Below are 13776 nucleotides of genomic sequence, written 5' to 3'. Positions count from 1 at the left end.
CCCTATAGTTTAAACTATAGGAGGAGGGATAAAGTGAATTTAACACCAAGTCAATTAAAAGCTGTAGACCACTTTGAGGGTCCTGCCCTTGTGTTGGCAGTTCCTGGTGCAGGTAAGACTACTATGATCTTACACAGGACCAAAAAATTAATAGAGAGGGGAGTGGACCCCAAGAGCATCCTCACAATTACTTTTTCCAAGGCTCAGGCTGTGGACATAAAGAATCGTTTTGTAGAAATGGATGGCGACAGGACTGTTCACTTCTCCACCATCCATGCCTTTTGCTATTCAATTGTAAGGGACTATTCCAAGAAGTCTGGCAAGTCTCTTAGCTTAATTGACTCCAATATGAAGAAGAAGTACGAGATCCTTAGAGATATCTACAAATCGGTGAATAATTCTTATCCCACAGAAGAGCGAATTGAAACTGCGATTTCGGAAGTTGGTTATTGCAAGAATATGATGTTGTCGCCCCAGTCTTTTGCCAAGTCCAAGAGGTGTGACACAGATAATTTTGTAAAGTTCTTTGAGACCTATGAGAAATTTAAGAAGGACAGGGGACTTATAGACTTTGATGATATGATAAACCTATCCTACGATGTCTTAAAGAATGACCCTGCAATTATGAAGAAGTACAGGGACAGATTCAAGTTCATCCAACTTGATGAGGGTCAAGACACTTCAAGGAGTCAGTTTATGGTTTTGAAACTCCTCGCCAAGCCAAACAATAATTTATTTGTCGTTGCCGATGACGACCAGTCCATCTATGGCTTTAGGGGTGCCAACACTGAAGAACTTTTTAAATTAAAGGATGAATACAAGGACATAAAGACCTTTTATATGGAAGACAACTTTCGTTCCACTAAGAACATTGTAAATATTGCAAATATTTTTATTGGTCAAAATGAGAAAAGGTTTGAAAAAACTCTTGTAACAGACAACCCCTTTGACAAACCTGTAAGTATTATTAAGGTCAAGGTGCCAAAAGACCAGTACGCCTTAATAGAAGAAGAGTTGAAAAAAGAAGATGGTGACATAGCTGTCCTCTACCGAAACAACTTATCAAGCATTGGCCTTGTGGAATACTTTGAGAGAAAAAATTATGAATTTAATATAAAGGACAAGAAGACCAAATTTTTCTCCCACTTTATAACTCGTGACATCTTGGATATTTTAAACTTTGCTGGGGACCTTTCAGACATAAACCTCTATGAAAAATTTTATTTTAAATTAAAGGGGTATATTTCAAAAAGACACATTGAATACCTAAAGAGGCACAGGGGAAAAAATATCTTCAACATCCTAAAGGATTATCCAGGACTTCCATCTTATTACCACAAGAATATCAATGGACTCTTAGTAGGCTTTAAGAAGATTGCAAGGGTAGACGTCTATGAGGCAATAGATTATATTGACAAGGAAATGGGCTATGGCGACTACCTAAGAGAAAATGCCAAGAGGTTTATGGAAACAGAAGCGACCTTAAACGAATACCTCTACTACCTAAAGATGATTGCAAAGTCGACGAAGTCCTTGGACCTATTTATTGGCAGGCTCAAAGAATTGGAGTATGACCTCTTAAAGGCCAAAGACACTGATGCCAAGCTTACCTTCTCAACTATCCACTCAGCCAAGGGACTTGAATTCACTCGAGTTTTTGTTGTAGACTTGTATGAGGGGACCTTGCCTTCAACAGCAAGCATGGAGGGTCTAAGAGAAGAACCAGACCTTTATGAAGAGGAGAGGAGACTCTTTTATGTAGCCATGACTAGGGCAAAGAGGGAACTCTACCTCATGTATTCCCACTACACAAATGGAAAGAAAAATGAAATTTCTTCCTTTGTTACAGACTTAGAGACTTTAGCAGGAGGAAACAGTGAACATAATAGATGAAATAAAAAATATAATATTAGAAAGAGATGAAGTAAAAGCCAACGAGCTCTTTGAAGAATATCACCCCGTCGATATCTCGCTGGAGCTTGAAGACCATGAAGACGAAGAAATAGAAATCTTTGTAAAACTATTAAACAAGGAAAATCTGGGCATACTCTTAGAGTCGGCAGAAGAAGAATTAGCAAGAATAATAATGAGTTTTTTTACGAATGAAGACTTAATAGAAACTTTTGCCTTTATAGAAAACTCCATTGTGGCAGACCTTCTTGGATTTCTTTCCACAGTTAGGAGAAAGGAAATCTTGTCACTAATAAAAAGTGATAAGCGAAACATCCTAAAGATGATTCTCTCCTTTGACGAAGAATCTGCAGGCTCAATTATGACAACAAACTTTATAGCCCTAAAGGAACACTTGACGGCAGACCAGGCAGTAAAGAAAATAATTTCAATTTCTCCAAAGACAGAGATCATTGACAAGATTTTCGTTACCGATGACAAGCATAGACTTAGTGGGATAGTGACTATGAGGGACCTCTTAGTTTGTCAAGCAGACACTCTCTTAAAGGACCTCATGGTAGATGACGACTTCTATGTATATGGGACAGATGACCAAGAAGTTGCTGCCAACCTCTTCTCCAAGTACGAGTTAGACATCCTTCCTGTTGTAAATAACAAGATGGCAGTCCTTGGTGTAATTACATCAGATGACATCATCGCAGTCATTGACCAAGAGCACAACGAAGATATGTTGCAGATGCACGGGGTTAATGCCGATGAAGAATATGACTCAAGTATTTTTGAATCCTTTAAGTCAAGAACACCTTGGCTTATTGTTAACTTGTTGACTGCCTTTTTAGCGTCATCAGTAGTAAAGGTATTTGAAGGCACTATATCTCAGGTTGTAGTATTATCAGCTGCAATGTCAATTGTAACAGGAATGGGAGGTAATGCAGGCTGTCAAACCTTATCAATTATTATAACGTCTCTTGCAAGGGGAGAATTATCCCTAAAGGAAGACTACAAATTAATTTTTAAGGAAATCATCTTGGGAATTGCTGAAGGGGCAATAATTGGGATTATAACTGGTGGAGTCTTTATATTATGGCATCACAATTTTTATCTTGGTTTAATTTTATTCTTGGCAATGATCTTCAATATGATAATCGCCTGCTCTATGGGATTTTTAATTCCACTTATGCTTGACAAAATAAAAATTGATCCAGCCACTGCATCATCAATATTTTTGACAACCTTCACAGACACCTTTGGATTTTTTATCTTCCTAGGTCTAGCAACAGTGTTTTTACCAAAATTAATATAAAAATTCATATAAAAAATAAGATTTTTACAGTAAAGAACATATCGAGGTCAGAGCTTGATATGTTTTTTTAATATATTATAAAAATAATGTTAACAAGATTATTTTAATTACATATATTATGTACAGATAACATCTAAAATAAGGAGAGTTTATGAATAAAAAAATAAAAATTTTAGCTGTTTCTACGGCATTAACAAGTGTAGTTTTGTTAAATAATACTTATGCATTGAATTCAAATAGCTTAGCTAATAATAAGTCTATTGATGTAAATAATCTTATCTATACAGTCGAAGATTTTGTAATTAAAGGTAATAAAATTTATGGATTTTCAGATAAGGGTCTTAAGAAATTGAAAGAAAACCCAATTGTTAAGTTACCAAGTTTTGATGAGGAAGGAAATCCGATTACAAAAATTGCTTCTTTTGCCTTTACAGCAAATAAGATGGTTGCAATAGACGAGTTTCTATTAAAAGACGAGTCGCCAGATTCTGAAACTTATGGAAAAGATTACTATGGAGAAAAGGTTGAAAAATTAGGCGGAGTTTTTAGAAACACAGAGATTAAAGAAGTTATTATACCAGAAGGCTATGTAGAAATAGGACCAGATGCTTTTAGAGATAATAAAAATCTTAAAAAAATCACATTCCCTAGTACGTTAAAGCATATAAAAGATTATGCGTGTGCACATACATCTATTAATAATCTTGTTTTAAATGGGGGACTAGAAAAAATTGATGATACATCTTTTTTTGATTCTGAAATAAAAGGTAAATTAGTAATACCTGAAAGTGTTTGTGATATAGGTGAGAGAGCTTTTAAAAACAATCAAATCCAAGAAGTTATTTTCAATGGAGAAAAATTAGAAGAATTAAAAGAGCAAGTTTTTGAAGATAATCAAATTGAAGAAATAACAATTCCAAGTTCTATAAAGAAGATTTCTCCTGACGCTTTCAACGCTAACACAGGTAGCACAAGTTATGCTAGGCGTGTAGTTGTGAAGTACAATGGAAATATTGATCTATTAGATGGCGCAAATTTTTATGTAAATCCAAGTGAAGATAAAAGAACAGAAGGCTTAGATATAGATGCAAGTGAGTGGAATCTTTCCGATTTTATTATTGAAGGCAAATCTATTAAAGGATTCAGCACAAGTGGATTTTTAAAAATTTTAAAAAATAAAAACTTAATACTACCAAATAAGAATAAAAATGGGGAAGATATAGTAGAAGTAGCAGCAGATGCTTTTAGAAATGTTGATTTCGATGAATCGAGTATAAAGAAATATGATATTGAAAGTGTAGTTTTACCAAAGAATATTGAAAAGATTGGAGATTTTGCATTTCAATCTAATAATATAAAAGAAATTGATTTTTCTGAAAATAATAATCTTAAAGAGATTGGTAAGGGTGCATTTATGAATAATAAAATTGAATCTTTATCATTAAATGATGAAATTGAAAAAATAGATGATGCGGCTTTTCATATAAATAAAATAGAAATGTTGTTTTTACAAGGAGGACATCTAAAATATATAGGCAAATCTTCTTTTAGACAAAATAATATCTCAATTTTATATTTAATTTCTAATGAATTAAAGGAAATTTCTGATATGGCTTTTCTAGAGAATGATATAAAAGGTGAGCTTGACTTATCAAAATTACCTAATTTAAAGAAAATAGGAGTACAAAGTTTTAGGAACAATAACATTGAAAAGTTAAACATTCCAGATAGTCTAGAGGAAATATCAGCAGAGGCATTTTATAACAATAAAATAGAAACATTAGACATATCAGATAATTTAAAATCAATAATGTTTAATGCTTTCGATACTAACGATGGGTCAGGTAAATCTGTAATTATTAATACAGTTGGGAATAAAAATATTAACAATATAGCTGATGGCAATAATTTTAAAATTGATCCTAGTGTACTAGCTGTAGATAAAACTGAATTAATTAAGATTGTAAATGAAATTAAAAATCTTGATAAAAGAGAACTAAGAGAATCTACAAGAAAACAATTTGATGATATTATTACAAATGGAGAAGAATTAATAAAGAATGAAAAACTAACCAGGGGTCAACTTCTTAAATTTGTAAAAGATACTAAATTTTTCTTAGGTAGAGTTAATCTCGACAAGGCAATGGAAAAGGCAAGTAAGGCAATTTTAAATAAGTCCTTAAAAGAGAATGAAATTAAAATTTTAAAAAACAAGTTAAATTATGCCAATACAGCTTATAATAATGCAGCATCACCTAGCTGGAAGATAGAGAGGACAAGCAAGGAATTAAATTTATTGTCAGATTTATGCCTTAATAAGGGAGAAATTTCTGAGGCAAATATGGTTCAAGGAGTTTATAAATTAGAAAGTCCTCTTCCAATTCCGCCATACTATATAGGTGTAAATATGTATTTTGATAATCAGGGCAAGATTTTATATGTACTTGATATGTCTTATACCATAGGAGAAGGAACAAAAAATGAATTTGGTGCTGATGTTTTAAATGTTGATGAAGATAATGAAGGTTACCATGAATTGGCTATAAGAAGTCTAAGTCAATATGATGGAAAAAATATAAAAGACATTCTAAATTCGGATTTTTCAATTATAAAAGACTACGGTGACTTAGAAAAGTATCACGTTGAGGGCATTTTCAATGCTGTAAAAGATGCTTGTAAAGATGCAAAGATTCTTTTAGATAAAAAGAGTTCAGAAAATTCAAATTCCCTAGATGAAAATATTGATGACTTTAGAGAACTTCCCAAAATTTCAGTAAGGAATAGTAGTGTAAAGGGAGAGAAAGTCTATGTTCAAGGTAAATTAAATAGTAGTTCAAGAAGTGAAAGAAATACCAAAGGTAAAAATAAGAAGGTAATATTAAAACTTGATTCTAATAAATATTTTGAAATTACACCAAGTGGAAAAGTCGAAAAAGAATTTGAATTCAAACCCTTTGTTAAGGATGGAAGAACTATGTTACCTATTAGATTTATAGCGGAATTTATCGGATTAAAGGTTAATTGGATAGAGGATACAAGGACTGTTATTTTTGAAAAAGATAATAAAAAAATAAGTATAAATGTAGATGATGATAAAATTATAGATGAAAATGGTAATGTAATTAAAATGGATACAAAAGGAGTAATAAAAAAAGATAGATTTTATTTACCTTTGACAAATGTTTCTAAACTTTTTAATTTAACTAATGGAAATCTAAAAGATAATAAAGAAAATGATATCGAGTATAAAGAAGATACGAGAGAAATATTAATAAATATAAAAAATTGATAAACGATGAGAAAAACTCCTGGGGACAGGAGTTTTTTCTTTTACATTCTTTCCTTATAATTTTCAATTTCTCTTTGACTGGAAACTACAACTTTTCCATCAGGACCCAAGAGGGGAGTGATTCCCATCCCATAACCTGCACCGACGTAGAGATAATTTACTCCAGTCTCTGTGTCTAAGAGAATTTCCATGGACTCAGTAAAAGCTCTTTCTTTAAAAATTTTTATAAATCTTTTGTCATCCTTATCTTTAAACATTTTAACCTCACAATTCTTTCTCAAAGGCAAATCTTTCATTCTTGCCAGAGAGATAAACTAATCCGACATATTTATAATTTAAAGACTTAAAAAGCCCTTGCATTGTTTTATTACCCCTGTGGGTGTCAATCCTCACAGACTTAAAATGATTTTCTCTTGCATAAGATTCGGCAAGTTCAATAATCTTTCTTCCGTAACCCTTTTTGCATTGGCTCTCAAGTGTACCAATCCTGTGAAGAGCCACATAAGGCTTGGGACTTTGCCATCTTCCATCTAAATTATTTTCGTAGTCTATGTCGTAGTCATAAATAATTACACTTGATACAACTTTACCTCCATCATCCAAAACAAAAATATTTTTATTCGCTATAAGCTTTTCAAAATTATCAAGATTTGGTTTGTCTTTACCCTGCCACTGGTCAAGTCCCAAAGCTTTTAACTTTTTTGATCCATCATCATAAATTTGTAAAATTATTTCTCTATCATCTTCTCTTGCGAGTCTTAATTCCATCTTTCCTCCAAAATAACGGGAACTTCCTTGTTAAGTTCTATTGAATTCCTTGTGACTACCGAATCATAGGCGAGGACTTTGACTCCATTTTCACTTGCCTCCCTAAGTCCTCTTGAAAAACTTGGGTCAGTCAAATAATTTGGTGTAAAAAATTTAACATCTTCCATTTGAATTACAAATAAGACAAAGGTCATAAAGTCCTTGTGAGACTTATCTAGTCCCTTGACGTGCTTAAGTCCTCTCTTAGTTGGGGCATCAGGGAAGGCGACGATGCCCTCCTTCTCAAGGGTAACGCCCTTTACTTCCATAAGAGCTTTTTGTCCCTCGCCTTCAAGATAAAAGTCAAATCGTGAATCCCCATGTGTGTATTCTCTTTTAATTTTCTCGTACTTAAAGCCCAAGTCGATTTTATTTTTTAACAAGGCTTCTTCTACGACTTGGTTGGGAGCTTGTGAGTCAATATTAATAAGTCTGTCGCCCTTCACTACTCCGATTAAGGTGTAGGAAGTCCTCCTATTGGGGTTATCATTGTAGGTCAAGAAAACTGTTACCCCTTCAATGAGAAGCTCCTTGCAGCGACCTGTGTTTGGCACGTAGACCTCCAAGGTCTTAGAGCCCTTCTTGCAATAGGATATAAATCTGTTCTTTCTATATAAAAATTCTGCTTTGATAACGCTAGTGTATTTCATAAGTCACCCCAAAATATTATACAGGCAACTTTAATTTATGTAAAATATGGAGTAAGATAGAGAAAAAGGAGGGAGCTAATGGACATTTTAGTAGTTATTGATATGCAAAATGATTTTATTACAGGAGCTCTTAAGACCAAGGATGGTGAAGGGCTCTTAAAGGAAGTTGCCAAAAAAGTTAAGGACTTTAAGGGTAAGGTGGTTTACACCCTAGACACTCACTATGACGATTATCTCTCAACAAATGAAGGAAAGAATCTTCCTATAGAGCACTGCATCAAGGGGACTTGGGGTCACGATATTCCAGTAGACTTAAAGATGACAAAGTCCTTTGAAGGAGCAAAGAAGTTTGAAAAAAATACCTTTGCTTCAGTAGAACTAGGAGAATATTTAAAAAAGTTAGATGAAGAAGAGGGAATAGGGGACATATATTTTCTTGGATTAGTTGCAGACATCTGTGTGGTTTCTAATATTTTATTAGTTAAGGGCTTCTTACCAGAAAAAAATATTTATCTTTATAAAGATCTTACAGAAGGACTTACAGATGAAAAGAAGGCATCAGCCCTTGATGTACTAGAGTCCTGTCAAGTAAAAATAATTTGAGAAATAAGAAAAATTTAAAAATTAGAAATTAAAAAGCACACAACTATTATGTGACAAGCATAAAGTAGTGTGCTTTTATAATGCAATTAATTACAAAAAAATATTAGTTGAAGAACAAATAAACTTTTCAAATAAAAAAGACTCTTGAAAAATAAAATTTCAAGAGGCCAAAAATAAGCAAAAAAATAAGTACCAAAGACTTGGTACTTATTCTGGTGCCCAGAGCCGGAATCGAACCAGCGACACGAGGATTTTCAGTCCTCTGCTCTACCGACTGAGCTATCTGGGCAAGTTAATGGTGGGCCTTCAGGGACTTGAACCCGGGACCTACCGGTTATGAGCCGGGCGCTCTAACCAACTGAGCTAAAGGCCCTCACCATTGGCGGAGAAAGAGGGATTTGAACCCTCGCGACCCTATTCGGGACCTACTCCCTTAGCAGGGGAGCCTCTTCAGCCACTTGAGTATTTCTCCAAATCGAAGGTCACTCTTTAGCAACTTACTCTACTCATTCTAAAGTAATGAGTTTCTTTTGTCAACTGTTTTTTAAAAGTTTTTAAATTTTATTAAAAATCTATTTAAAAATTTTTAAAACAATTTAGGGTCATCTCTTGCTTAAGTATTATCTCATAAAAGCTTAAAAAAATAAAGACAAAAAATCTATTGACAATCATAAGGGATGAAATATAATGAATATATGAACAAGTATCGAAGTATTAAAAATAAAAAGGAGAAATTTATGAATAAATATATTTTTCACTTAAGAGGACTTACTTGTGCCAACTGTGCAGGCAAGATAGAAGAGGAACTTAAGTCAAGAGATGAACTCAAAAATCTTCACTACGATTTTCTAAATGACGAGCTTGTCTTTGAATCAGAAGAAGAGACAAGTGAACTAAGAAACAAAATCCAAGAGATTGTTGACTCCATAGAGGATGGTGTCTTCGTAACAGAAGACCTTGGTGAAGAGATAGAAGAAGAGGAGGAAGAAGAAAGTTTCTCCATATACAAGTCTATTATCGTCTTAGTAGGACTTGTGATTTTACATTTTGCAAAATTAAATGAAAAATTTACAATTATTTCTTATTTAATTCTATATCTTATTATTGGTTACGATGTAATAAAGCCTTCAATAACAAAAATTGTTACAGGCAATTTTATGGATGAAAAATTTCTTATGACAGTGGCATCTCTTGCTGCCATAATTTCTGGCGAGTATGCAGAAGCTGTAGCAGTTATGCTTTTCTACAGCGTGGGTGAAATTATCCAAGACAAGGCTGTGGACTCTTCAAAGAAATCCATAAGAGAAGCTTTAAAGTTAAAGCCAGACTTTGCCAACTTAATGATTGATGGAGAGATTAAAAAAGTTGACCCAAGTGAAGTTGCTATTGGACAAGTTATTCTAATTAGGCCAGGAGAAAAAGTTCCCCTAGATGGAAAAATTTTAAAGGGATCATCTAATCTCGACACTTCGAATATCTCTGGAGAGTTTGCTCCAGTTTCTCTTGAAGAAGGGGACGTAATCATATCTGGTTTTGTAAACCTAGACTCTTCTCTTGAAGTTGAAGTTACAAAAACTTACAATGAGGGAACTATTGCAAAAATTATTGACATGGTAAAGAACGCCAGCGTCAACAAGGCAGAGGTCGAAAAATTCATAACACGTTTTGCAAAAATTTACACTCCAATAGTAATAGGCCTTGCAGTAATTTTATTTTTAGTTCTTAACTTTGCAACAGACCATACTTTTAAGGAAGCACTTTACAGGGCAGCAATATTTCTAGTAATTTCTTGTCCTTGTGCCCTTGCTATTTCAGTTCCATTGACAATTTTTGCAGGGATAGGATCTCTTTCAAGAAGGTCAATCTTTGTTAAGGGAGGAAATTCTATTGAAGCCTTAACTGACATCCGTGGAGTTGCCTTTGACAAGACTGGAACAGTAACTAAGGGAGAATTTATTATTGCAGAGGTAGAAGAAATCTCAGCGTCAAGAGATGAAATATTAGAAATTGCTTCCGTGGGAGAAGCTTATTCAACTCACCCAATAGCCAAGGCAATCGTAAAAGCCTTTAAAAGTAAAAAAACACCTGACCACTTGAATAATCTTGGCGGTAAGGGAATAGAATTTGAACTTGAAGGCAAGTCCTACCTTGTTGGAAATAAAAAATTAATGGAAGACTTTGGTATAGACCTTGAAGGGAACAAGGAATCAAACTTCGTTGACGTATTTGTTGCCGACAAGGAAAAAGTCCTTGGAGTTATAAAACTTAAAGATCAAATAAAAGATGGAGTTAAGGACAGCGTCAATAAACTTCATCAAAGAGGAGTTAAGACCTATATGTTCTCAGGCGACAAGGACAGGGTTGTTGAAGAAATCGCAAGAGAAGTTGGAATTGATTACTACAAGGGGTCTCTTCTTCCAGAAGACAAGGTAAATGAAATCAAGAAAATTGAAAAGAATAAAAAAGTTGCCTTCGTTGGCGATGGAACAAATGATGCTCCTTCACTTGCATCAGCCTATCTTGGTATCAGTATGGGTTCAGGATCAGATATTGCAATAGAAACTTCAGACATTGTTCTCCTAAAAAATGATATTTCTTCTATTGTAAGAGCAATTGATATTGCTAAGAGAGTAAAGAAGATCGCCTACCAAAATATTTTTATAGCCCTATTCTTAAAGGTCTTAGTATTAGGACTTGGGGCAGTGGGTTATGTGTCCATGCCTTTAGCAGTTTTTGCTGATGTTGGAGTTGCCTTGATTTGTATCCTTAATGCCCTTAGAGTTTTTAAAGAATAATAAATCACAGTAAAATGCTATGGTTTATTAGTTTTAATGAATACAAGAATTGATAAAAAAAGCTTAATTGATAATTCAAAAATTTTAAAATAGGACTTAAGCCTTGTAAATGCTTAAGTCCTATAATTTTTTACAAAATTAGCGATATTTTATCATAAAAAAAGGATAATAATGATTGAAAAATTAAAAGTATTATGTTAATATAGTGACATAAGATTATGAATAAGGGAATTCATAAATTTTGGTATAATTTTTTATGGAGGTAATTTAATATGGCATATGTAATTAACGATTCTTGCATCGCATGTGGTGCATGTCAAGCAGAATGTCCAGTTGGATGTATTAGCGACGGAGATATCTATACAATTGACGATTCTCAATGTATCGATTGCGGTAGCTGTGCAGCTGTTTGCCCAGTAGGTGCTCCAAATCCAGAAGACTAATTTACTTAAAGAAAAGATAGGTTTCGGCCTATCTTTTTTGTTTGCTCTAAAACATAGCTCTAAAATGGTGATGTTGCAGAATAGATGATTCTACTCTGCGACATCATTTTTTTATCAAATATTTAAGTTTAGCCATTATGTTTTTTGCTTTTAAGTTATTTTCTGGATAGATTTATCTTGTTTCATATAAAAATGGGTGCACTTAATAAAGTTGGCTTTAATGAATATTTTTTTCTTAAGCAGCTTTGTATTTTATGATTTCTAGGTTATTATTTTCTATTTTTGATGTCAGTTTATTTAAGTTTAGTGCTATTGATATGAGGCATATCTCACTTTTTATATTTTCTTTTCCTCTGTGGTGGAATCTGTTGTAGTTTAAGCCTGATTTTATTTTGGAGAATGCTCCTTCGGCTTGTATTGATCTATTTATTCTTTCTTCTATTCCTTGGTCGGATTTTATGTTTTTTAAGGATTCTTCTCTATATTTTTGAAATGTTTCTGATATGTAGATTCCTTTGGTTTTTTGTCCTTCTTTGTTCCAATCGAAGCATCTGTAGACTTTTGTTGTTGTTACGTATCCACTTTTTCTTTTTCTGTATCTGTCACTGCATCTTATGAATTCTTTGCCTTCTTGTGATGTGTATTTGTCTTGTCTTTCATCGTATTTTAAGCTTTTCTTAAATTCTTGCTCTTTTTTATATTTTCGTGTTTTTGACTTTTCATAGTTTGATGGTTTTATGTAGGATGTTAAATTATTTTCTGCTAGATATACATAGTTTTCTTCGCTTTCGTATCCTGCATCTGCTACTATCTTGTTTAGCTTGTTTGGATTTTTTTCTAGAAGGTCTTTTAAGAATGGTTTTAGGGTGTACATATCAGATGGATGGTGGGATATGTTTTCTCCTATGATGAAGCCTGATGCACTTGCTAATTGGATATTGTAGGCTGGTTTTAGTTGACCATTTTTCATGTGGTCTTCTTTCATTCTCATGAAGGTTGCATCATGGTCTGTTTTTGAGTAGGAGTTTCTGTTGTCTCCCATTATTTCTAGATGTTTCTTGTAGCTTTCTAGTTTTTCTTTCCATTCTTTTAAATGTTCATAGTCTCTTTGTTCTTTTGTTTTTCTTTTTCCTTTTCCATAAACGAATTTTATTTTTTTCTCTTTGCAGTATTTTCTCAATTGCTTAAAGATTGTTGTTACTGCTTGAAGTACTTGGCCTGGAATTAGACTTTTACTTAGTCCTAGTTCTTCTTTTATTTTTTCTATTAATTTTTCTTGCCATTTTTCTATACTTCCTCTCCATACAAAACTATATCTGTTGGCATAGGCTTCTATCTTTGTTCCATCTATATAGATGCTTGATAGGTCTATCTGTTTTTCTTCTATCAGTATTTGTACCATTTGATTTAGTAGTTCTGGTGTTAGTTCTTGTATTTTCTGTCTAAATCTATTTATTGTGCTATGGTCTGGTGGTTGTTCTGTATCGAGTAGGTACTTAATTCTTAAATCATATTTGCATGATTTTTCTATTTCTCTTGATGAAAATATTCCTTCTGAATAGCAGAATATTATTATTTGAAGCATGGTTACTGGATTTACAGTAGGTTTTCTTCCAAGTGATGAGTAGACTTTTCTTAGTTCTGATAGATTCATCCTTTCAATTATATTTTTTACAAGCCTTAGTTTAACATCATCTTTTATATATATTTCTGTATTAAAGTTTAATCTTAGTTGAATTGTATCATTAACTAGTGTATAGTTAGTTAATGATGATGTATTTTTAGTTCTTTTCATAAATACATTGTATCAAAAAAGACGAGGATTTTTATGTTTCCTCGTCTTTTTTCTATGATGGGACTTTTGCAACAGCCCCATTTTTTTGCAAAAAACACTTATACGTATTTAGGCCTAGACTTAAAAGAACTAAAAACCTAAAGCTAGGAGTTACATATAAGGGCAAAATAATAAGATGAA

At 33.1% G+C, this 13776-nt stretch carries 10 protein-coding genes and 3 tRNA genes; 6 read left to right on the top strand and 7 right to left on the bottom strand.

What is annotated here, in order from left to right; all coding sequences use genetic code 11:
• The first annotated feature begins 33 nt into the window (after nt 1-33).
• From CAN42_RS08230 to CAN42_RS08220, 3 genes are all read left to right on the top strand, one after another.
• The gene (locus CAN42_RS08230; RefSeq protein WP_085876275.1) at nt 34-1893 is read left to right on the top strand and encodes an ATP-dependent helicase; all 1860 of its coding nucleotides are present in this window, start codon (nt 34-36) and stop codon (nt 1891-1893) included.
• The gene (gene mgtE / locus CAN42_RS08225) at nt 1877-3214 is read left to right on the top strand and encodes a magnesium transporter (protein ID WP_085876274.1); all 1338 of its coding nucleotides are present in this window, start codon (nt 1877-1879) and stop codon (nt 3212-3214) included. Before CAN42_RS08230 ends, mgtE begins: the two co-directional genes overlap by 17 nt.
• 151 nt (nt 3215-3365) lie before the next feature.
• Nucleotides 3366-6503 carry a leucine-rich repeat protein gene (locus CAN42_RS08220; protein ID WP_085876273.1) on the top strand — a complete coding sequence of 1046 codons (3138 nt, stop codon included), beginning with the start codon at nt 3366-3368 and terminating at the stop codon, nt 6501-6503.
• 41 nt (nt 6504-6544) lie between these two features.
• Here CAN42_RS08220 and CAN42_RS08215 read toward each other — a convergent pair whose 3' ends face one another.
• From CAN42_RS08215 to sfsA, 3 genes are read right to left on the bottom strand one after another with little or no spacing between them, the layout of a single operon-like run.
• Complete coding sequence (locus CAN42_RS08215) at nt 6545-6760, bottom strand: DUF6440 family protein (RefSeq protein ID WP_062572220.1); 216 nt, start codon at nt 6758-6760, stop codon at nt 6545-6547.
• Between the two features lie 7 nt (nt 6761-6767).
• On the bottom strand, nt 6768-7271 hold the full coding sequence (locus tag CAN42_RS08210; protein WP_085876272.1) for a GNAT family N-acetyltransferase: 504 nt from the start codon (nt 7269-7271) through the stop codon (nt 6768-6770).
• Nucleotides 7262-7960, bottom strand: a complete 699-nt coding sequence (gene sfsA, locus CAN42_RS08205) for a DNA/RNA nuclease SfsA (protein WP_085876271.1) — start codon at nt 7958-7960, stop codon at nt 7262-7264. The genes CAN42_RS08210 and sfsA overlap by 10 nt, the downstream gene beginning before the upstream one ends.
• A gap of 78 nt (nt 7961-8038) precedes the next feature.
• On the opposite strand from sfsA, the gene CAN42_RS08200 reads away from it, so the two are divergent.
• Nucleotides 8039-8563 (top strand): cysteine hydrolase family protein, encoded by a 525-nt coding sequence (locus CAN42_RS08200; protein ID WP_085876270.1) that lies wholly within the window; start codon nt 8039-8041, stop codon nt 8561-8563.
• A gap of 213 nt (nt 8564-8776) precedes the next feature.
• Here CAN42_RS08200 and CAN42_RS08195 read toward each other — a convergent pair.
• The 3 genes from CAN42_RS08195 to CAN42_RS08185 all read right to left on the bottom strand — a co-directional run bounded on the left by CAN42_RS08195 (nt 8777) and on the right by CAN42_RS08185 (nt 9035).
• Nucleotides 8777-8852 (bottom strand) — tRNA-Phe (locus tag CAN42_RS08195).
• Between the two features lie 7 nt (nt 8853-8859).
• Nucleotides 8860-8936 (bottom strand) — tRNA-Ile (locus tag CAN42_RS08190).
• 7 nt (nt 8937-8943) lie between these two features.
• Nucleotides 8944-9035: transfer RNA gene (locus CAN42_RS08185), tRNA-Ser, on the bottom strand.
• A gap of 265 nt (nt 9036-9300) precedes the next feature.
• On the opposite strand from CAN42_RS08185, the gene CAN42_RS08180 reads away from it, so the two are divergent.
• The gene (locus CAN42_RS08180) at nt 9301-11358 is read left to right on the top strand and encodes a heavy metal translocating P-type ATPase (protein WP_085876269.1); all 2058 of its coding nucleotides are present in this window, start codon (nt 9301-9303) and stop codon (nt 11356-11358) included.
• Between the two features lie 272 nt (nt 11359-11630).
• On the top strand, nt 11631-11801 hold the full coding sequence (locus CAN42_RS08175) for a DUF362 domain-containing protein (RefSeq protein WP_062572225.1): 171 nt from the start codon (nt 11631-11633) through the stop codon (nt 11799-11801).
• Nucleotides 11802-12036: 235 nt separating this feature from the next.
• Here CAN42_RS08175 and CAN42_RS08170 read toward each other — a convergent pair whose 3' ends face one another.
• A complete protein-coding gene (locus CAN42_RS08170) occupies nt 12037-13596 on the bottom strand; it encodes an IS1182 family transposase (RefSeq protein ID WP_085876017.1) in 1560 nt (519 codons plus the stop codon).
• Between the last annotated feature and the right edge of the window lie 180 nt (nt 13597-13776).

The organism is Peptoniphilus vaginalis (genome assembly GCF_900176605.1).
In the GTDB taxonomy this organism is placed as follows: domain Bacteria; phylum Bacillota; class Clostridia; order Tissierellales; family Peptoniphilaceae; genus Peptoniphilus_A; species Peptoniphilus_A vaginalis.
Note: the sequence above shows the minus strand (reverse complement) of the source record. Positions and strands in the feature narration are given on the sequence as shown.

What these genes read in the sequence shown, in the direction of transcription:
- CAN42_RS08220 (WP_085876273.1), top strand. Translation starts at nt 3,366, where the DNA reads ATGAATAAAAAAATAAAAATTTTAGCTGTTTCTACGGCATTAACAAGT.
- CAN42_RS08215 (WP_062572220.1), bottom strand. Translation starts at nt 6,760, where the DNA reads ATGTTTAAAGATAAGGATGACAAAAGATTTATAAAAATTTTTAAAGAA.
- CAN42_RS08210 (WP_085876272.1), bottom strand. Translation starts at nt 7,271, where the DNA reads ATGGAATTAAGACTCGCAAGAGAAGATGATAGAGAAATAATTTTACAA.
- sfsA (WP_085876271.1), bottom strand. Translation starts at nt 7,960, where the DNA reads ATGAAATACACTAGCGTTATCAAAGCAGAATTTTTATATAGAAAGAAC.
- CAN42_RS08200 (WP_085876270.1), top strand. Translation starts at nt 8,039, where the DNA reads ATGGACATTTTAGTAGTTATTGATATGCAAAATGATTTTATTACAGGA.
- CAN42_RS08180 (WP_085876269.1), top strand. Translation starts at nt 9,301, where the DNA reads ATGAATAAATATATTTTTCACTTAAGAGGACTTACTTGTGCCAACTGT.
- CAN42_RS08175 (WP_062572225.1), top strand. Translation starts at nt 11,631, where the DNA reads ATGGCATATGTAATTAACGATTCTTGCATCGCATGTGGTGCATGTCAA.
- CAN42_RS08170 (WP_085876017.1), bottom strand. Translation starts at nt 13,596, where the DNA reads ATGAAAAGAACTAAAAATACATCATCATTAACTAACTATACACTAGTT.